This is a genomic window from Sphingomonas flavescens, assembly GCF_030866745.1.
GTDB classification, from domain to species: domain Bacteria; phylum Pseudomonadota; class Alphaproteobacteria; order Sphingomonadales; family Sphingomonadaceae; genus Sphingomicrobium; species Sphingomicrobium flavescens.
The window spans coordinates 268,163-287,928 of record NZ_CP133016.1 but is presented as its reverse complement, the minus strand read 5'-3'; the positions used below and the strand labels follow the sequence as shown (position 1 = coordinate 287,928).

The following is a 19,766-nucleotide window of genomic DNA, read 5'->3' as shown; positions in this document are numbered from 1 at the left end:
GGAGACGGGCTTGTTCAAGCTGATCATCGGCAATCGCGCTTATTCGAGCTGGTCGATGCGCGGCTGGCTCGCTTGCAAGCAAACTGGCGAGGAGTTTGAGGAACTCGTGGTGCCGATGTTCGACGCGGAGTGGGAGCAGCGTCGCGAAGGCGACGAGTTCGCGCCGTCGCTCGGCAAGGTGCCAATCCTGTGGGACGGCGACATCGTCGTCTGGGACAGCCTGGCAATCATCGACTTCCTCGCCGACCGCTACGGGCCTGCCCTATTCTGGCCGGAAGACGAAGGCGCGCGCGCGGTCGCGCGGTCGATGTCCGCTGAGATGCACAGCAGCTTCGCAAACTTGCGCCGCGAACTGCCGATGAACGTCCGCAAGAGCTTCCCGCCCAAGGATTTGAGCGAGGGCGTAAGGGGCGAGGTCGAGCGGATCCTGCAATTATGGGCGCAAGCCCGCGCCCGCTGGGGCGGAACCGGCGATTTCCTATTCGGAGAGTGGTGCGCCGCGGACATCATGTACGCGCCCGTGGTCACGCGCCTGATCACCTATGGCGTCGGCGTGCCCAGCTTTGCCGGCGTCTACATGAAAAACGTGCTGTCGCATCCGCACGTGGCGGAGTGGATCGACAAGGCCCAGGACGAGCCCTGGGTGATCGAACAGTACGAGACCGAGGGCGCCGCCTAAGGCTGGCGCTTGGCGTCGTAAGGCGTGCCGTCCTTGTGGGCATAGGTACCCTCGGGCGTGAAGATCATGTCGATGTCGGAATAGCCGCCGCCCGTGTTGGCCCCCGCCCCGATCGCGACGAACGAACAGTCCGCGTCGCTTTCATTGCGCAGGTGATGCCCATTGGTGCTCCCCTTGGGCCAAGCAGCGATGTCACCAGCGCGTAGCAGGGTCTCGCCATCGTCCTCAGCCAGCACGGCCTCTCCGGTGAGCATGACGAGAAATTCGTCTTCGCCGTCGTGCCAATGCCGCTGGGACGACCAGGCGCCCGGCTTCAGGACGACATGCGTCGCGCCGAATTCGGTCAATCCCACGGCCGGGGCGAGGCGCCGTTGCCAGCGTCCCGCCACCGCCTCGTCGAAGGGCGCCGGATAGCCGGTGCGATTGACTTGCGGGATGGCGTCCAGGTCGACTTTGGGCATGGCAGGACAATAGCAGTTTCGCGCACCGCCGCTAGAAGGTCCCCTTCACCGACACCTTGAACAACGGGCCGACGATGTCGTCGTGATTTTCATAGGTCGTGACCGGAAAGCGATCTCGGTACCCGCCATAAATCGTCCGGTGGTAAATGTGCTTGCCATTGAAGATGTTGTCGACGCTGGCCCGGACGGTCAGCCCCATCACGTTCTTGTCCTCGACGTAGAAGCCGGAGATCCACGGCAGGTCTAGCGAGCTGTAGACCTCGGTCAGATAATAATATTTCGCATAATGGTTATGCTGGACGTAGGCGCTCCAGGCGAATGGCGTGCCGGGAATGTCGTGACGGATCCGGGCGCTCATCCAGCGATCGCGATTGCCGCCGATCGGCCGTTTCTCGTGGGTCAGCGGATCGCGAACGGACGACCATTCGCCGCCGACCGTGAGGTCCAGCTTGGCACCCTTCCAGCCGATCGGATCGCCCAGCAAGGTGCTGACGCTCTCGAAGCCGGCCTGTTGTGCCCGCGGCAAATTGCCGACGCCCTGCCCGTCCGTCCCGATGGGGATGACGTCGACGATATCCTCGATGCGATAATAATGCAGGTTGAGCCGCGTTTTTCCCCACTTGCCGAAATCACGGCCGATCTCCGTCTCGATCTCCCAGCTCTGCGGCGGCACGAGGTCGGGGTTGCCCGCATTCTCGCGGTCCTGCTCCAACTGCGGCTGTGAGAGGAAATCGTAAAAGCTGATCTGTCCCACGCGGCGGCGGAGCTTGAGGCTGACGTCCCACCCCTTCGCCGGGCGCCAGCCGAGCGTCACGCTGCCCTTGGGCCGGAAAAACTTCCGCGCGGGCTGGTCATCCGTGACACGGTCGAGCTTCGAAATCTCGGCGCCTGCCGCCACCTGCAGGTCGAGTTTCGGCGTTAACGGGCGGCTCAAGGTCGCAATGCCTTCGTAGCGCGTTTCGGTGACTTTCCCGCTGCCTTCGGGAAAGTCGACTTCGGCAAACTCCCGCTGCGGGTCGAGCAGGAACAGCCGGCCATGCTGGTCGAGCGAATTGAAGGCTCGCTCCAAGGAAAACTGCCAGTCGTTCTTGCCGCTCTTCCAGTGATATTCGGCGCGGCCGATCGTCTCCCCGATGTGCGAATCCCGGCTGAAACGTGTGCCGTCCGGATCGGCATGGGTCGTGTCGAAATACAGGATCTGCGTGTTGAAGAGAGGCTCATGCTCCCAGTGGCGCAAGCCGATCAGCTTCAACCGGCCCGGGCCCAATGCGAACTCGTAATCGCCGCTAATGTCGCCGACGTAGCCAGCGAGGCTGCCGGAGTAGACCCGGCTGCGACGCTCGCCGTTCGCAAGAATTCGCGTGTCCCGCAGCGATTCCGGATTGGTGTAGGGTTGATAGCCAAGCGTCAGGTTCCCAAGCGACGAGCCGGGCCCATCGATCGCCATCTTCAGCTGCGTGCTGATCTGCTCGAACTCGGAGTGATAGAATTCGGTCCGGCTTTCGATCAGGTTGCGATCGCGGTCGTAAAGCCGGACCGGACCGCCCAGACCACCGCGGCCCGACTGGTTCTTGACGGATATCGTGTAATCGACCGGTCCGACCTTATTCGAATAGCTGATCGAACCGCCAAGGAACTCCGGCTCGGCATAATGCGCCCGCCAGTTGACGTACCATTCATATTGGCCTGACCCGCCTTTCGGGCTCGACTTCAGGATGATGTTGGCGACCTGCCCGGATAGCCCGGCGACGTCGAGGCTGGCCGCGTCGACAATTTCGATCCGGTCGACATTGGCGGCGGAAGTGCGCTGTGCCTGATCGACGGCGCCGCCGGATTTGTTGGCGACCCGCTGGCCGTTGATGAGCACGTTTTCGGAGGCCTGACCAAGTCCCCGTTCCTGGTCCGCCGAGCGGATCGAGAAGCTCGGCACCTGGACCAGCATGTCGTACGCCGTCTTGGGCGCGAAGCGCGTGAAGTCGGCAGCGGTGTAGATCCTTCTGCCATCGACGGCCTTCGCAATAGGCGCCGGGGTGGTTTGTCCGAATGCCGGCGCTGCGACTGCGGCGGCCGCGCTTGCGAGCAACAAAGATCGAACGAAATGGATCGGCACCGGAAACTCCCTGAACGCGCACCACCGGTGCTACATTTGTAGCGTGCTACATTTGTAGCGTTGGTAGCGCAAGCGGGAAATCGACGAACCGACGAATGAACGACGAGCGGTGGCATTTGCCGGCGCCTTGCGGCTTGCTAGGCAGGCGACATGGTAGCCATTGATCCGGTCGAATTCGCGCAGCGGCTGATCCGCTGCCCAAGCGTCACCCCCGCGAGTGGCGAAGTTTTCGACGTGCTCGGCGATGCGCTAACGTCCCTTGGCTTCGCCGTCCATCGATGGGTCATGGGCGAAGCGCCCGACGGCCCGACCGAAAATATGGTCGCGATTCGCGGCGATAGTGGGCCGCACTTCGGCTTTGCAGGGCATCTCGACGTCGTTCCTTCCGGGGAAGGTTGGAACGGCGATCCGTTTGGTGCCGAGATTGTGGACGGGGTGCTGGTCGGCCGCGGTGCCAATGACATGAAGAGCGCAATCGCAGCCTATGTCGGCGCGGTCTCGCGCCTCGACACGCGCGATGGGACGCTTTCGTTTCTGATCACCGGCGATGAAGAGGGCTATGCGACCTACGGCACCCCGCGGATCATCGACTGGCTGAATGAGCGGCAAATCCGACCGGACATGATCCTTATCGGCGAGCCGACATCGGTCGATCGCCTCGGCGACACGGTGAAGATTGGGCGGCGGGGATCGGTGAATATGTGGATCGAGGCACCGGGCGTGCAGGGTCACGTTGCCTATCCTCATCGTGCGACCAATCCGATCCCGCCGCTGGCCCGCGTGATTGCCGCCCTGGATGAGCTTCATCTGGACGACGGCACGGAACAGTTCCCACCGTCAAACCTGGAATTCACCGCCATCTCGACGCCGACGGATGCAAGCAACGTCATCCCGGGGACCGCGACGGCGCAACTCAACATCCGCTTCAACAATCTGCATCGCGGAGAAGATCTGGTGCGGTTGGTGGAGGAGATAGCGGAGCGAAAGGCACCGGGGACCAAAATCCGGGCGAGGATTTCGGGCGAAGCCTTTCTCACGCCCTCTGGCCAATTGTTCGACGTCGTGGTCGCTGCAATTGAAGAGGAGATGGGCCGTAAGCCCGAACTATCGACCAGCGGCGGCACGTCCGATGGTCGTTTTTTGATTCAGCTTTGCCCCGTCGTCGATTTCGGTTTGCCGAACGCGACGATGCACAAGGTCGGGGAATGCGCAGCCGTCGAAGACATCCACGCGCTCTCGCGCATTTACGAACGCGTGGTGCGGAAAGTTCTAGGCTAGGCGACGCTCTTGGCAGAGCGGCCGCGCGCATTGCCGGTCCAGGCGAGGAACTCCTCCTCGAACATTGGCTCAGCAAACACAAAGCCCTGCACGACATCACAGCCCATCGCGCGCAATATGTCGGCTTGCGCGACGGTCTCGACCGCTTCGGCGACGATCTCGCAGCCGACGCCTTTGATCAGCTGGATGACCGCCTGCACGATGACTCGCGCCTTCTCGCTATTCTCAATGTCGGCGATGAGTGACGGGTCGAGCTTGACGCGATCAAGCGGCATAGCTCGCAAGCGCGCGATGTTGGAATAACCTGTTCCAAAGTCATCGATAGCGACGTGCGCACCCTCTCTGCGGAGGGCGCCGATCTCGTCCAGAACGCCAGCTCCGACTTCCATTGCTGCGCTCTCGGTGAACTCCAGCTCGATCAATGACAACGGCACGCCTGCGTCTGCGAAGCATTGGCGAAGACGTGTAAAAAAGTCCGGGCGATCGAGTTGGCGCGGGCTGATGTTGAAGGCGATCCGAGCATCAAAGCCGTCGCGCTGCCACGCTGCCAGGTTTGATGCTACCTCATTGGTCACCCACTCGCCGACCTCGGAGATCAGGCCGGTCCGCTCGGCGATTGGAATGAAGCTCGACGGCATCCGCAAGCCGTCGCGGGGGTGGTTCCAGCGCAGCAGCGCCTCCGCACCCACAACCTCGCCCGTTACCAAGCTCATCTGCGGTTGGAAGGCCAGCACGAACTCATTGCGCTGGACAGCATCGCCAAGCGCCTTTTCCGTGTCGATCTTCTGCTGATGGTCGGCGGCCAGCGCGGCATCGAACAGGCAGTGCTGTCCACCGCCGCGACCCTTCGCGCGATACATGGCAATGTCCGCCGCTCGCATCAGCGCCTCGACACTTTGGCCGTGCTCGGGCGCCAGCGCGACGCCAATCGACGCACCAATATCGACGCTATGCGAGCTGAGCTCGAACGGTTCTGAAATGGCAAGCACGATACGCCGTGCCACGCGACAGATCTCTTCAGAGGACTCGATGGTCGGGAAAAAGATGGTAAACTCATCACCTGCCAGCCGCGCCAGCAAAGGTCGGCTGCGGGCGCTTCCCGAAAATTCCGCATTCACGACGACACGGAGGCGGTTGGCAACCATTATCAAGAGCTGATCGCCGCGAGCGTGACCGAGACTGTCGTTAACCATCTTGAAGCGGTCGAGGTCGACGAACAGCATGGCCGAAAGCATGCCTGCCGTTGTCTGGTGGAGCAGCTTGTCGGCTTCTGAACGGAAATGCAGACGATTGGGAAGCGAAGTGACGGGATCGTACATCCCAAGCGCGTGCGCGTTTTCAATCGAGGCGCGTACTTCGGCGAACAGGCTGTCGACGGCCGTTGCAACCTTGGGCATGTTCCGCTGAACTAACGGCGGCGCGGGCGATACCAGATCTCCGTCTTCGACCGCTAGCAGGCGCTCGCTCAGCGCCGATAGCGCTCGAGCGCTTTCGCTATTTGGACGTTCTGCGGCGACGTAGCTGACCAACAGACAGAACGCGCCAGCGACAAGCGCTGCAACGACCTTCTGATCCAGTTCGGTGAGCGTCAGCAGCGCGCCAAGCGAAAAAAGGAACGAAGCGACTCCAGCACCGCACGACAGGATCGCGTTGCTGATCTTCTGGGCCGTGCCTGCGGTCATGGGTCCGGTTGCGCCTCGCTGGGCAGAAAATTCCCGCCCACGCCCCCGCGGTAATGAATCAAGGCTAAGAAAAGGTTATTCGCGAGACGTCTTTTGTCGTCTCAAAACGAGATAAAGGCTGCCACCGCCGCCATGACGACGATGAGCGCCGCGAACAGCGGCAATGTCGCCTGCGTGCCGCGAGGCCGCCAGCCAGTCGTGTACTGCCGCGCGGATCTTGCCGCGCTGCACCGGCGGCTCGCCGTGCCGATGATGACCAGTGATGAGCAGGACGATGCGGTCGCCCCTCCTGATCGCCTGTTCGAGGCCATGGTCGATCGCCGTCCAGGCGCGATCGAGATTCATGCCATGCAGGTCGAGAATACGATCAGGCTCGAGGTCGCCGCCCCGGATGCGCTTGTCCCACGACCCATCCAGTGTTTTTTCGCCGATGGGCACAGGGGCGGTCCTTGCCGGAGCCTTCGACGGGGGGCTGGCTGTTCGGATCGCGGTTTTTGGTTGGGCTGGCGCTGCTGGCGCGGCGACCATTGGTCTTGGCGTGTCGCGTGACAGCGGTCGGATAGTTGCGGCGACCCGAGCCCAAAGCTCGGCCTCGTCAGGGGCGAGCTTGCGCACGGGCAGCCGTGCCCTTGGGGATCAGGATTAGGGCCTCTCCATTCGCCGACATGCCGCCGGCGAGCGCTACCGCCTCGGGCCCCGCGCCCCAGAAAGTGTCAAAGCGATTTGGGCCCTTGATCGCCCCACCCGTGTCTTGCGCTACCCACGGGCCAAGGATCTCAGGCCGATCCGCATTCGCAATGTAAATCGGGGCGCCGAGCGGGACGTAATTCGGATCGGTCGCGACGGATGCATGGGGCGTCACGGGCACGTTCATGGCGCCTAGCGGACCCGGGCCGGTCAATTCCTTCAGGAAGACGTAGGAAAGGTTTTCTCGCATCAGGGCGCGGCCCTGATCGGGGTTGGCTTTGATCCAGTCCCGGATCGCCTGCATGTTCGCGCCGCCGGGCGGCAGAATGCCGCGCTCGCGCAACAGACGACCGATCGCGACATAATCACGGCCGTTCTGCCCGGCATAGCCAACGCGCATCACGGTGCCATCGTCGAAGCGGACTCGACCGGATCCCTGAATCTCCAGGAAGAACAGGTCAACGGGATCCTTGGCCCAGACCAGTTCCAGCCCGCGGCCGTTCAGCGCGCCGTCCTCAATTTCAGCTCGCGTGAAATAGAGCACGCAAGTCCCGCTTTGATCGATGCGGCCGCGGCCCATCGTCCCATCGGCCTTGGTGCAGCGGACGAGGTCGGCCGGCAGCTGGTACACCGGAACGTAGCCGGGCTGCGGGGTCCGCGACCCTTCGATTTCCGGCTCATAATAGCCGGTCGCGAAAGCCCGCCCCTCGCCCACGCGCACCCAGTCGAATCTGTAATAGAAGAAACCTGGCGCGAACGCAGGGTCGAGCGACGCGGCTTGCGCGCAGACACCCTGCCAGTCGGTTGCCAGCGTCAGCCCGGAAGAGTCTGTGCGCTTAAGCAGCGCCGGGCAGGAGATCCTGAATGCGGCAAGAGCTCGTGCAGCCTCCTCAGCTTTCAACGTCCGCGGCGCTTCCAGCTTGACGCCGGTCTCGACCGCATTGCGTCCAACTGGAGCAGCAGGCGGCTGGATCGCCGGTGGAAGCGGAGCCGGCACCGGCTGGACGGGCGTCGAAGGCGCCGGTGCGGGTGCCGGAAGAGGCTGTGTCGCGCAGGCAGCCAGTAGAGCGAAGGAAGCGAGGGCAGCGGCCCTCAGAGAGAAGATCACTCTTCCTCGTCGGTTTCGATCAGCAGCCAGTTGGGATCGCGCGAATTGGTGTCGCGGCGGAATGTCCACAGGTCACGGGTCTGTACCGCGTCACTGAGCGAGCCGGCGACGACTTGGCCTTCAGCGTTGCGCGTGACCGCGGCAATATCCGCTTCGAAGCGCACGGTGAGCACCGCCACACCGCGTTCGAGCGCCGCTTCCGAGATGACAGCATGGTCGATCGACACGAGGCGATTATCCAGTGTCAGGCCGTCAGCCTTTCGCTGCTCGACTGCCGCCGCGAAGGCCTCGCGAACATGTTCATCGACGTGGTTGTTCAGCGCTTCCAGATCGCCCTTCCAGAAGGCTTCCATAATCATGCGGTAAGCAGCCTTGGCACCTTCCAGGAAGCGAGCGACGTCGAAGCTCGAGTCGGCGGCGAGGATGGCACGTACGCCCGGGCCGGCGGTCGGCACATAAGCCATGTCGCCGGTGTCGGCAGGCGCGGTTGTGGCCGCCGCCGGTTGCGCCATTCGGGGCGCTGCGCGCGCTTCGGTCTCGGCAGGCTTCAGAATCGGCTGCTGCTCATGCCCCGTGCGCTCGCCGAGTACGCTATACAGGCGAAGCCCGATGAAGAGGGCGACAAGGGCAAGGATGACGATGACGGCCAATTGTTACGTCCTATAGTGCTTGGCGCTCAACATAGTGCGCTTCTCGTAAATTTTCCAACACCGCCAACGCGCGAAGGCAGCATTGCGCCCCATAATTGCGGCTGCTAGGCGCTCGACACCTGCAACGCCGCTCGGCTCAAGCGGCTCCGGCACAGCACAACATTTTGTAAGGACAGCACTAAATGGCGGACTTGGAACCCGGCGCGAATGGCAATGGCGCAGACCTGAACAGCCAACCGCAGGTTTCGATCCTCGCGCAATATGTGAAGGATCTTTCGGTCGAAAATCCGAGCGCACCCCAAGTCTATTCCTGGCAAATCCAGCCGCAGCTCGACGTGCAGTTCAATCTCAACGTCCAGGACGCTGGCGAGAGCGTCCATGAAGTAACGCTGAAATTCGACATTTCGGCCAAGTCCGACAACGGCGCTCATTTCGTCGTCGACCTGAGCTACGCCGGCCTGTTCGCCATCCAGAACGTGCCGCAGGAAGCCATGCCGCCGTTCCTGCTGATCGAGGCGCCGCGCCTGCTGTTCCCGTTTGCTCGCCAGGTCATTTCTGACGCGGTGTCGAGCATGGGCTTCCCGCCGTTGATGCTTGATCCGATCGATTTCGCGTCGGCCTATATGGCGCAAATCGAAGCGCAGCAGCAGCAGGGTCTGAACGGCAACGACCAGCCAAACCCGACTGAAGTCTAACTTCCGCCGGAGCGGGAAAAGCCGATGAACCTGATCAAGTCCACCGGCACGATCGGCGGGCTGACGCTCGTCAGCCGCGTGGCCGGTTTCGCGCGCGAAATGCTGATGTCGCGCGTAATGGGCGCGAGCTGGCAGGCGGACGCATTCTTCGTCGCCTTTCGCCTTCCCAACACCTTTCGCCGCCTGTTCGGCGAAGGTGCCTTTTCGGCGGGCTTCGTCCCGCTTTATGCGCAGCGTCTCCACGGACCTGGCGGAGACGCCGAGGCCCGGCATTTTTCGGAGGAAGTGCTCGCGGTTTTCGCGCCGACGCTGGTGCTGTTCACCATCGTTTTCGAGATCATCATGGGGCCGTTCGTCTTCGCGATCTCCGGCTACCACAATGAAAAGCTGGCGCTTGCCACCTTCCTGACGCGGATCACTTTCCCCTACCTGATTCTGATCAGCCTGGTGTCGCTCTTCTCCGGCATCCTGAATTCGCTCGCCCGGTTCACGGCCGCTGCGTTCGCCCCTGCCCTGCTCAATCTCGCGATGCTTGCCGCACTGATCTTTGTGCAGGTCGGCGGCACAACCACGGCTATCGCGCTGGCCATCGCGGTCACCGCCGGCGGTGTGCTCCAGCTCGGCCTGCTGCTCGCGGCCTGCGCGCGCGCCGGCATCGTGCTGAAATGGCGTCGGCCACGCCTGACGCCCGGCGTTCGGCAATTCGTGCGCGTGGTCGTCCCCGCGACCTTGGGCGCTGGCGTTTATCAAATCAGCGCGTTCATCGACACCTTCTTCCTGACCCGGATCGGTACCGGGGCGATGAGCTATTTCAACTACGCGGACCGCCTCAACCAGCTTCCGCTCGGCGTCATCGGGGCCGCGCTCGGCACGGCGATCCTCCCCCAGGTCAGCCGCCACGTCGGTGCGAACGAGCCGGATAAAGCTTCCAAGGTACAAGGTCAGGCCGCCGAACTGGCGATGCTGCTCTGCCTGCCCGCCGCTGCCGCCTTGGCCGTCAGCGCCTTCCCGCTCGTCTCCGCCTTGTTCCAGGGCGGCAAGTTCACGACCGAAGATGCCCGGCTGACGGCGCTCACGCTGTCGATTATCGTGCTCGGACTGCCTGCCTACGTCCTGGTAAAGGTACTCACGCCCGGCTTCTACGCCCGGCAGGACACGGGCACGCCGGTCAAGGTCGCCGCACTCGTTCTCGTCGCCACGGTGGTGCTCAACTTCCTGCTCATCCCGCCTTTCGGGATCGCCGGCCTCGCCTCGGCCATCGCGATTTGCTCATGGCTTAACTGCACGATCCTCTACGTCATCCTCCACCGCCGCGGGCATTTCCGGATCGAGGGCTGGCTGGCGTCGAGAATTGGGCGTCAGTTGATTGCGGCGGCCGCGATGGTTGCGGCGCTCATCGCCATTCGCATGGGGCTGTCCGGCTGGTTCACTGGTTCGCTCGGGCATCGCCTCGCGGGCGTCATCGCGATCGTCGGCGGCGGCATGGCAGTCTATTTCCCGCTGGTCTGGGTCCTTGGCGGCACCGACCGTGAGGAATTGCGCTCGCTCCTCCGCCGCAGAAGGCCGTACACCGATGCCGGATAAGATGCGTGTCGTCTCGGGTATCCAGCCGACCGGCGACCTCCACCTCGGCAACCTGCTCGGCGCCATCCTCCGCTGGGTCCGGATGCAGGACGAGGCCGAATGCCTCTTCTTTCTTGCCGATCTGCATGCACTGACGGTCGAGGTCGACCCCGCGCAGCTCCGCTCGAATATCCGCGAAATGGCGGCGGCCCTAATCGCTAGCGGCATCGATCCCGCAAGGTCGATCCTGTTTCGGCAGCGGTCCGTCCCTGCGCATGCTGAGCTCGCATGGATCCTGCAGGGCACCGCGCGCATGGGCTGGCTCAACCGCATGACGCAATTCAAGGAGAAGTCCGGCAAGAACCGCGAGGGCTCCTCGGTCGGCCTGTTCACCTATCCCGTGCTCCAGGCGGCTGACATTCTGCTTTACCGCGCGACTCACGTGCCGGTCGGTGAGGATCAGAAGCAGCATGTCGAACTGACCCGCGACATTGCGCTCAAGTTCAACACGGACTTCGATGTCGACCTGTTCGTCCCGCCCGAGCCGTTTATCGGCGGGGGCACCGCCGCGCGCGTGATGAGCCTACGCGACGGCCGCGCGAAAATGTCGAAGAGCGATCCCTCGGAAATGAGCCGCATTCTGCTCACCGACAGCAATGACCTGATCGCGCAGAAGGTTCGGAAGGCGAAAACTGATCCCGAGCCGCTGCCGGCGGACGTGTCGGGGCTCGACGAGCGACCTGAGGCTAAGAACTTGGTTGGAATCTATGGCGCGGTGACGGGTGAGACCGTGGATCAGGTCCTCGGCCGCTTCGCCGGCCAAGGCTTCGGCGCCTTCAAGCCAGCATTGTCGGACGCATTGATCGCCTTACTGGAACCGCTGCGGATGAGGCTCGAACAGTTCCGCGCCGATCCCGCCGAACTCGACCGTATTCTCGCGGCGGGGTCTGAGCGCGCGGCCTCGTTAGGAGCGCCAACCCTGGACGCGGCCTATGATGCGGTCGGCCTATCCCGCTAGTCGCTCGCTTCATCGCGGGTTCACCCCGTGACATGCTATACGGCAGCCACTGTCCAGCGTTGCAACCTCATTCCCGACCAAGGGGTGTAATTATGCGTATCAAAAAGTTTGCCGCAGCCATTGGGCTCGGCGTGTCGGCGGTGGCGCTCAGCGCCTGCGCTGAATCGATCAGCACCACCGTTTCCCGTTACCAGGCAATGCCGGCGCCGCAGGGCCAGACGTTCTTCGTCGTGCCGGTTGGCGGCATGGCCAATAATGGTGGTCTTGAATTCCAGCGTTATGCCGGGATTGTCGCCCAGCAGCTACAGGCGCGTGGCTATGCGCCCGCGACGGACGCGCGCTCGGCCAACATGATCGTGCAGTTCGGCTATGGCATCGATCGCGGTCAGGTCCGCTATGTGTCCTCGCCAGGCTTCCCGGCGTCACGGCCGTGGGGCGCATTCGGCGATCCGTTCTATTCGCCGTTCTATTCCCCGCGCTTTGGGTTTGGGTTCGGCTACGGCTATCGCTGGGGGTGGGATGACCCCTTCTGGTACGGCGGCCGCGATATCGACAGCTATGTCGAGTATCGCAGCCAGATCGACCTGCACATCCGTCAAGCGGGCACCAATGCGCCGCTGTTCGACGGCCGGGCGCAGGCTCGCTCGGAGACGAACCGGATGGACATTGTGGTCCCTGCCCTCGTGGACGCGATGTTCACCGGCTTCCCCGGCCGCAGCGGCGAAACGGTCCGCATCACCATCCCACCGCGGCAGCAACCGCGCGGCTAATCTCGACAATCTGCAGACATCAGGCCCGCTGGAGCGATCCGGCGGGCCTTTTGTTTTGGCTCAGCCTTCGAGCTGACGGGTCAGCAGGCGAATATCCGCATCCAGCTCTGCATCGCTGGCGCGCAGCTTTTCGATCTGACGAACTGCGTGGATGACCGTGGTGTGATCACGGCCCCCGAACCGCCGTCCGATATCCGGCAGCGACTTGGGCGTCAGTTGCTTTGAAAGGTACATCGCGACCTGCCGCGGACGCGCAACCTCGCGTGCGCGTCGCGCCGACGTCATCTCCGCCTTGCGGATGCGGTAATGCTCCGCAACCTGCGTCTGAATTTCGTCGATGGAGATGCGACGCTGATTGGCCCGAAGGACGTTCGCCAGTACCTCCTCGACGAAAGCCACATCGATCGTCCGCCCCGTCATCATCGCGTACGCGCCGATGCGATTGAGCGCACCTTCGAGTTCGCGGATCGAACTGGTCACGCGGCGTGCGAGGAAATCTATCACCGGGCGCGGCATCTCCACGCCCGGAAGTGCCTCGAGCTTGGCAAGGATGATGTTGAACCGCAGTTCGTAGTCAGCGGTATTGATATCCGCGACGAGGCCCCACGACAGGCGCGACAGGATCCGCGGTGCAATGCCGTCCAGGTCCTGAGGCGCGCGGTCCGACGTAATCACCAGTCGCCGTCCGGCGGTAATGATCTCGTTCATCGTGTGGAAGAATTCTTCCTGCGTCGAATCCTTGCCGGCAATAAACTGGACGTCGTCGATCAGCAGCAGGTCGGCACTCCGCAGCCGCTGCTTGAACCCGATCGTGTCATTATCCTTAAGTGCGCGGATGAACTCGACCATGAACTTCTCGGCCGACATCGACACGACGCGCGCGCTGCGGTTGCGCACCAGGAAAGCGTGACCGATCGCGTGCAGCAGGTGGGTCTTGCCGCGCCCGGTGCCACCATGAATGAATAGCGGATTGAAGCTGACGGTCGGTGAAGTCGCCAAGGTCCGCGCGGCGGTCGCCGCAACTTCGTTGGCCTTACCCAGGACAAACGTCTCGAACCGATAGCGCGGGTCGAAGTTCGGCGCATTGGGATCGCGCTCGGCCTGAGGAGTCTGCTCGAGGATCAGGAGCGGCGCGGGCCGCGGCGCGTCGGCCGCCGCAATGACGCGCACTTCGCGGACGATTGGCAGGACGGTTTTCCAAGCGAGCGTCAGGCGCTCGCCGAAGTGCGAACGCACCCAGTCCGCCATGAACTGGCTCGGCATGACGATGTCGAGCGCGCCGTTGTCGGGCTCGAACTGGCCAAGCTCCGCGGGCTTTAGCCAACCATCGAACGTGCGGGTCCCGAGATCGCGGCGAAGTCCGGTGCGAATCGACTCCCAGGCCGCCTCGATGGGCGCTGCCACAGACGGTTCAACCGTCTCTGCTGTCGCGTTCGCACTTCCGGCTTGCACTGCTCCGCGCCTCCAACTCAAACTGCCCCCAACAAGAGACAAGCCTTCTCCGCTGCCCGCGACCCGAGTCGCGCGCCGGTGAATTTCCTTCTCTCTTGCCCCCAGCGCGGATTCGCGCCCGGAAAGACCTTTTTGAGATTGTCGGACGCGGCATGCAAGTGCCGTTTTTCATAGAAATGAAATAATCAGCCTTGACACTGGATTTCGGCCAAAACTTCAAAAATTGGCTAAAATCCGCCAATAGCAATTATCGCCGCTCGGACCTCCTCCGCGCGAATCGCGGAAATTGCTACGTTTTTCCCAAGTCCAGAATCGAGACGGGCCGCCGGTTTCCCGACGGCCCGTTTCAAGCCCATTTAGGACGGGTTTTTAGCCGAGCGAGGCAACCCGCTTGGAAAGGCGGGAAAACTTCCGCGCGGCCGTGTTCTTGTGGATAACTCCGCGAGCCACGCCGCGAGCAATCTCCGGCTGAACCTTCTTGAGGGCATCGGCGGCGTCCGCCTGCTTGCCCGAGGCAATAGCCGCCTCGACGGCCTTGATAAAGGTCCGGATGCGGCTGACACGTGCGTGGTTGATCGTCTGGCGCGTCGCGTTGCGACGGATGCGCTTCTTGGCCTGCGGCGTATTCGCCATTGTCTTCCTCGGTCTAAATGAAAACGGCGCGGCCCCAAGGCTCGCACCGAAGTGGGCGTCCCCTACTCAAAAGGGTGCACGAGGTCAACGGCGGTCGTCAGTGCTGGCAGCGCGGGCAGTAAAAGGTGGAGCGGCCGCCCTGGACGATTCGCTTGACCGTCCCGCCGCACGCGCAAGGCTTACCCTCTCGGTCGTAAACGGAGAAGCTTTTCGAGAAATAACCAAGCTCGCCAGTCGGGCTTGCGAAATCGCGCAGGGTCGAGCCGCCTGCGGCGATGGCTTCTTCCAGCACGGCATGGATCGCCGGCACCAGCTTGCGCAGCCGCGCGGGCGAAATCGAACCACCCGGACGTTTGGGATTGATGCCTGCGCGGTACAATGCTTCGCAGACGTAGATATTGCCGAGGCCGGCAATGATGCTTTGATCGAGCAACAACAGCTTGATCGCTGCGCTCCGCTCGCTGAGCCGCCGCCGCAATTCCTCGGGAGTGATTGTCAGCGGCTCGGGCCCCAGTGCAGCGAACGCCGGCCATTCGTTGAGTTCGTCCGTCGGAACCAGGTCCACCGACCCGAACCGCCGCGGATCGTTCAGTGCGAGCCGCCGTCCGTCGTCGGTCTCGAGTAATAGATGATCGTGCTTGCCCAACTCCGCATGGTCGATCCGCCAGCTCCCGGACATGCCGAGGTGGAAAATCATCGTGTCGCCGCGATCGGTGTTGATCAGCCCATATTTGGCGCGCCGCCCAAGGCTTGTGATCCGCGCACCCGTCAGACGTTGTCCGAGATCCTGCGGAAACGATCTCCTCAGGTCCGCTCGCCGCGCCTCGACGCGCGCGATCCGCCGGCCCTTCAGCACGTGCTCAAGGCCGCGAACGGTCGTCTCGACTTCCGGAAGTTCAGGCATGACGTGCGACCGTATGGCGGAGCGTCGGCAACCCCGCTAGAGCCGCGTCCCCATGAACGACCCCGTTAACTCCGCCCCTGTCAATTTCGGTGACGAGCTGGTCAGCCCCGAGGAGAAGACGCGCCGCGTCGGCCAGGTCTTCAGCTCGGTCGCGCGGCGCTACGACCTGATGAACGACCTGATGTCCGGCGGCATGCACCGCCTGTGGAAGGACCGCTTCGTCAACCGCGTGAAGCCGCGCGCGGGCGAGCGCATCCTCGACATGGCCGGCGGCACCGGCGACATTGCGTTCCGCATGGCGCGCCGCGGCGCCCAAGTGACCGTGTCCGACATCAACGCCGACATGCTCGGCGAAGGCCAGAAGCGCGCCGATGCAAAAGCGCTCGATGGCCTTACATGGCAGGTCGAGAATGCCGAGCGGCTGACTTTCGCCGACAACAGCTTCGACGCCTACACCATCGTCTTCGGCATCCGGAACGTAACCGACATTCCTGTGGCGCTTCGCGAAGCACGCCGCGTGCTCAAGCGCGGCGGCCGTTTTTTCTGCATGGAGTTCTCGTCGAGCGACTGGCCGGGTTTTTCGAACCTGTACGACGCATATTCGTCCGCCGTCATTCCCAAGGTCGGCAAGCTCGTAACCAATGACGAGGACAGCTACCGCTATCTCGTCGAAAGCATCCGCCGCTTTCCCAAGCCGAATGCGTTCAAGGCGATGATCGCCGAAGCCGGCTTCGTTCGCGCCAGCGCCGAGCCGATGCTCGGCGGCCTCGTCACCATCCATTCGGGCTGGAAGATTTGACCGCTTCCGTCACCCATCTGTGGCGTTTGTTGAAGTGGGGCCGGACGCTGGCCCGCCACGGCGCGCTGCGCGGGATAGAGGCGGATCCAATGACGCCGCGGCCTGTTCGCCGCTTGGTGCGCATCGCACGGTTTGGCGCGCGGGGCCCGGCAGTGCCGCAATATGCGGCCGCGCTGACCGCGATCGGCCCGGCAGCCATCAAATTGGGCCAGGCGCTCTCGACCCGGCCCGATCTCGTCGGCGAGAAGGCCGCCGAAAACCTGTCGCAATTGCAGGACGACCTGCCACCGGCCCCGTTCGCGCTCATCAAGAAGACGATCGAAGCCTCCTTCGGCGCGCCGCTGGAAACGCTTTACTCAAGTTTCGACGAGACGCCGGTGGGCGCCGCCTCGATCGCGCAGGTTCACCGCGCCGTCACCACCGACGGCCGCGACGTGGCGGTGAAGGTGCTGCGCCCGGGCATCGAAGAGGATTTGACCAAGGCCATCGAGACCTACGAATGGGCGGCCGCACACGCCGAACGCTACGGCGGCGAGCTGCAGCGCCTTCGTCCCCGCCTGGTGGTCGCGCAGTTCAAGCAATGGACCGCGCGCGAGCTCGATCTCCAGCGCGAGGCCGCCTCAGCCTCCGAGCTTCGCGAGAACATGGTCGCCGAGCCCGGCTATTACGTGCCCGAGATCGACTGGCGCCGCACCGCGCGCCGCGTCCTCACGCTCGAATGGCTCGACGGCATCAAGCTCAACGACCGCGAGGCGCTGATCGCCGAGGGTCAGGACTGCCACGCCCTCGCCGGCACGCTCGTTCGCGCCTTCCTGCGCCAAGCGGTCGTCGACGGTTTCTTCCACGCCGACCTCCACCACGGCAATCTGTTCGCCCTGAAGGACGGCCGCATTGCAGCGATCGACTTCGGCATCATGGGCCGCGTCGACCGGCGAGCGCGCATGTGGCTGGCTGAGATCCTCTATGGGCTGATCACCGGCAATTACCGCCGCGTCGCGGAAATCCACTTCGAGGCGCAATACGTCCCCGGCCATCACAATGTGCAGGAGTTCGCCACCGCCCTGCGCGCCGCGGGCGAGCCGATCCGCGGCCTGCCGGTCAAGGACATCTCGGTCGGGCGCATGCTCGAAAGCCTGTTCTCGATCACCCGCGATTTCGACATGCCAACGCAGCCCCACTTGCTGCTGCTACAGAAGTCGATGGTGATGAATGAAGGCGTGGCCACCGCGCTCGATCCCGACATCAACATGTGGGAGACCGCCGAACCGTTCCTCCGCGAGTGGATGCGCTCGGAACTCGGTCCGGAAGCTTACTACGCCGACCGCATCATCGACCTGGTCCGCGCGATGAAAAAACTCCCCAAGCTCATCGACCGGCTCGACGAATATTACCCGCCGCGCGGCGCCGCACCGCCGCCGCCGCCGCTGCCGGACATCGCCATCGTTCGACCTGCGCGTGGGCTCGGCTATCTGACGACTGCGGTCTTGGCGGGCCTGGCCGGGGCGGCAGCAGCCGCCGCAATCCTGCTTGCACGATAGACGCGTTCAGATAGCCTGACGCTCGCAACGTCGGGGGACTCATCGATGCTCAAATTCGCGCTCGCGCTGGCATTGACCGCGCCGCTGTCAGCACCTGCCTCAGCCGCGGCAGTGCAAGCCTCAGCCTCCGATCACCAGAGCCTGGTAAAACTCTTCGCCGACTGGCGCGCGTTCAACCACCCGACGATGGTTCGCGGTCGGCCCGATTACAGCTCGGCGGCCATGACCGCGAAGGCGCGGGGGCTCGCCAGCTTCAAGCAGCGGCTGGCGGCGATCGATACCAAAGGCTGGTCGGCATCGCAGCGCGGCGATTACCGCCTGGTCGAAGCCGAAATGAACGGGCTCGACTTCTTCCTCCGCGTGCTCCGTCCATGGGCGCGCGATCCCGGCTTCTACCAAACGATCTTCGCCGAGATGAGCGACGTCCCCGCGCACGAGGGTCCGTCCGCCGAGCCGAACATCGACCTGTGGAAATACAAATGGCCGCTGTCGAAAGCGGATGACGCCAGGCTGACCGAGCAGCTCAGCGCCGTTCCCGCGTTGCTGGCCGATGCAAAGATTAACTTGGCCGGAAGCCAGGCGCACGACTTGTGGGCTTACGGCGATCGCGCCTTCAACGAGCAGGCCGAAGCGCTGGCGGCGCTTCAGGCGGGCGATCTTACGCTGAATGATTTGGGCGGCCGCCGGACTATTTCCCTCGCCGGAGCGTCGCCGCAGCTACGCGCCGCCGTCGCACAGGCCCGCGCGGCGACCGAACAATTTGCCGCCTGGATCAAGGCCGAGGCGCCGCGACGCGCCGGCCCGTCCGGCGTCGGAAAGGACAATTATAACTGGTACCTGAAGCACGTCCTGCTGAGCCCACTCGACTTCGATCAACAGCAAGTGCTGCTGCAACGCGAGCTCGACCGCTCACTCGCTTCGCTACGCCTCGAAGAAGTGCGCAACCGCGCGGCCCCGCCCATTCCCGAACTCCGTGATCCCGCCGCCTACAAACGCATGGCCCTGGCGCGGCAGGAGCGGATTTACCGCCTGCTGGTCGATGCCGGCTTCATCGTCGACAAGCCCTACTATCACTCTGCCCTGTTCGGGCAGCTCGGCGACTACACGCCGCCGGACAAGCGCAACTTCTTCACCCACGTAACCGCGCTCGATCCGCTGCCGCTGTCCAGCCACCAGTTCCACTGGATCGAGCTGGCGCGGCTTGTCCACGAGCCGCACCCGAGCCCGATCCGCGACACTCCGCCGCTGTTCAACATCTACGTCGAGCGCTCGGAAGGCTTCGCGACGGCGATGGAGGAGGTGCTGATGCAGGCGGGCCTTTACGACGACGAGCCGCATGGCCGCGAACTTGTGTGGGCGATGCTTGCCAACCGCGCCGCCCGCGGGCTCGCGTCGCTCCGCGTCCAGGCGAACGAAATCGGCCTCGACGAGGCCGGCAAGTTCCACGCCGGCTGGACCCCGCGCGGGTGGTCGGACGCCAGCAGCCGGCTCGTCGGGTTTGAGCAGCTGCTCTACCTACGCCAGCCCGGCTACGGCCCCAGCTACGTCGTCGGCAAGGCATCGCTCGATCGCCTGCTGGCGCTCGCCTCGCACCGCGCCGAAGTCGAGGGCAGGCCCTTCTCCGCGCCTAGGACCTTCGCGACCATCTGGGAGTCGGGCATTGTCCCCGCGGCCATCATCGAGGACGAACTGCCCGCAGCGGGCAACTAGGCAAAGGGCGGCGGCGAGCCTAATTCCCC

Annotated in this window: 18 protein-coding genes; 9 read left to right on the top strand and 9 right to left on the bottom strand. The window is 63.7% G+C overall.

The window, feature by feature from the left end:
• Positions 1 to 10 precede the first annotated feature (10 nt).
• Positions 11 to 679 (top strand): glutathione S-transferase family protein, encoded by a 669-nt coding sequence (locus QU596_RS01485; RefSeq protein WP_308516597.1) that lies wholly within the window; start codon positions 11 to 13, stop codon positions 677 to 679.
• On the opposite strand, the gene QU596_RS01480 is transcribed toward QU596_RS01485, so the two are convergent.
• Both QU596_RS01480 and QU596_RS01475 read right to left on the bottom strand, forming a co-directional pair.
• The gene (locus QU596_RS01480; protein WP_308516596.1) at positions 676 to 1,140 is read right to left on the bottom strand and encodes a cupin domain-containing protein; all 465 of its coding nucleotides are present in this window, start codon (positions 1,138 to 1,140) and stop codon (positions 676 to 678) included. The genes QU596_RS01485 and QU596_RS01480 overlap by 4 nt on opposite strands.
• Before the next feature lie 31 nt (positions 1,141 to 1,171).
• Entirely contained in the window at positions 1,172 to 3,250 is a 2,079-nt protein-coding gene (locus QU596_RS01475) for a TonB-dependent receptor plug domain-containing protein (protein ID WP_308516595.1), read from the bottom strand.
• A gap of 150 nt (positions 3,251 to 3,400) precedes the next feature.
• Here QU596_RS01475 and dapE point away from each other — a divergent pair, with 150 nt between their 5' ends.
• A complete protein-coding gene (dapE, locus tag QU596_RS01470; protein ID WP_308516594.1) occupies positions 3,401 to 4,528 on the top strand; it encodes a succinyl-diaminopimelate desuccinylase in 1,128 nt (375 codons plus the stop codon).
• Here the strand turns inward: dapE and QU596_RS01465 are convergent.
• From QU596_RS01465 to QU596_RS01450, 4 genes are all read right to left on the bottom strand, one after another.
• Positions 4,525 to 6,210: a putative bifunctional diguanylate cyclase/phosphodiesterase gene (locus tag QU596_RS01465; protein ID WP_308516592.1), complete on the bottom strand. Its 1,686-nt coding sequence runs from the start codon at positions 6,208 to 6,210 to the stop codon at positions 4,525 to 4,527. The genes dapE and QU596_RS01465 overlap by 4 nt on opposite strands.
• A gap of 75 nt (positions 6,211 to 6,285) precedes the next feature.
• Entirely contained in the window at positions 6,286 to 6,648 is a 363-nt protein-coding gene (locus QU596_RS01460) for a Smr/MutS family protein (protein WP_308516590.1), read from the bottom strand.
• A 157-nt stretch (positions 6,649 to 6,805) separates the two neighbouring features.
• A complete protein-coding gene (gene mltA, locus QU596_RS01455; protein ID WP_420030993.1) occupies positions 6,806 to 8,002 on the bottom strand; it encodes a murein transglycosylase A in 1,197 nt (398 codons plus the stop codon).
• A complete protein-coding gene (locus QU596_RS01450) occupies positions 8,002 to 8,655 on the bottom strand; it encodes a Tim44/TimA family putative adaptor protein (RefSeq protein ID WP_308516588.1) in 654 nt (217 codons plus the stop codon). The genes mltA and QU596_RS01450 overlap by 1 nt, the downstream gene beginning before the upstream one ends.
• 182 nt (positions 8,656 to 8,837) lie before the next feature.
• On the opposite strand from QU596_RS01450, the gene secB reads away from it, so the two are divergent.
• The 4 genes from secB (at position 8,838) to QU596_RS01430 (ending at position 12,701) form a co-directional block, all read left to right on the top strand.
• Positions 8,838 to 9,350, top strand: coding sequence for a protein-export chaperone SecB (gene secB / locus QU596_RS01445; RefSeq protein ID WP_308516587.1), 513 nt, complete (start codon positions 8,838 to 8,840; stop codon positions 9,348 to 9,350).
• Positions 9,351 to 9,374: 24 nt separating this feature from the next.
• Positions 9,375 to 10,934, top strand: coding sequence for a murein biosynthesis integral membrane protein MurJ (murJ, locus tag QU596_RS01440; RefSeq protein ID WP_308516586.1), 1,560 nt, complete (start codon positions 9,375 to 9,377; stop codon positions 10,932 to 10,934).
• Between the two features lies 1 nt (position 10,935).
• Positions 10,936 to 11,931, top strand: coding sequence for a tryptophan--tRNA ligase (gene trpS, locus QU596_RS01435; protein WP_308518019.1), 996 nt, complete (start codon positions 10,936 to 10,938; stop codon positions 11,929 to 11,931).
• A gap of 92 nt (positions 11,932 to 12,023) precedes the next feature.
• Entirely contained in the window at positions 12,024 to 12,701 is a 678-nt protein-coding gene (locus tag QU596_RS01430) for a DUF4136 domain-containing protein (protein ID WP_308516584.1), read from the top strand.
• Between the two features lie 60 nt (positions 12,702 to 12,761).
• Here QU596_RS01430 and dnaA read toward each other — a convergent pair whose 3' ends face one another.
• From dnaA to mutM, 3 genes are all read right to left on the bottom strand, one after another.
• Positions 12,762 to 14,105: a chromosomal replication initiator protein DnaA gene (gene dnaA, locus QU596_RS01425; RefSeq protein WP_308516582.1), complete on the bottom strand. Its 1,344-nt coding sequence runs from the start codon at positions 14,103 to 14,105 to the stop codon at positions 12,762 to 12,764.
• 417 nt (positions 14,106 to 14,522) lie between these two features.
• Positions 14,523 to 14,786, bottom strand: coding sequence for a 30S ribosomal protein S20 (gene rpsT, locus QU596_RS01420; RefSeq protein WP_308516580.1), 264 nt, complete (start codon positions 14,784 to 14,786; stop codon positions 14,523 to 14,525).
• A 97-nt stretch (positions 14,787 to 14,883) separates the two neighbouring features.
• A complete protein-coding gene (mutM, locus tag QU596_RS01415) occupies positions 14,884 to 15,690 on the bottom strand; it encodes a bifunctional DNA-formamidopyrimidine glycosylase/DNA-(apurinic or apyrimidinic site) lyase (RefSeq protein WP_308516579.1) in 807 nt (268 codons plus the stop codon).
• Positions 15,691 to 15,742: 52 nt separating this feature from the next.
• On the opposite strand from mutM, the gene QU596_RS01410 reads away from it, so the two are divergent.
• The 3 genes from QU596_RS01410 to QU596_RS01400 are packed head-to-tail and all read left to right on the top strand — an operon-like array spanning position 15,743 to position 19,737.
• On the top strand, positions 15,743 to 16,489 hold the full coding sequence (locus QU596_RS01410; RefSeq protein WP_308516576.1) for a class I SAM-dependent methyltransferase: 747 nt from the start codon (positions 15,743 to 15,745) through the stop codon (positions 16,487 to 16,489).
• Positions 16,486 to 18,027, top strand: a complete 1,542-nt coding sequence (gene ubiB / locus QU596_RS01405; protein WP_308516574.1) for a 2-polyprenylphenol 6-hydroxylase — start codon at positions 16,486 to 16,488, stop codon at positions 18,025 to 18,027. The genes QU596_RS01410 and ubiB overlap by 4 nt, the downstream gene beginning before the upstream one ends.
• A gap of 45 nt (positions 18,028 to 18,072) precedes the next feature.
• The gene (locus tag QU596_RS01400) at positions 18,073 to 19,737 is read left to right on the top strand and encodes a DUF885 family protein (protein ID WP_308516573.1); all 1,665 of its coding nucleotides are present in this window, start codon (positions 18,073 to 18,075) and stop codon (positions 19,735 to 19,737) included.
• The last annotated feature ends 29 nt before the right edge of the window (positions 19,738 to 19,766 follow it).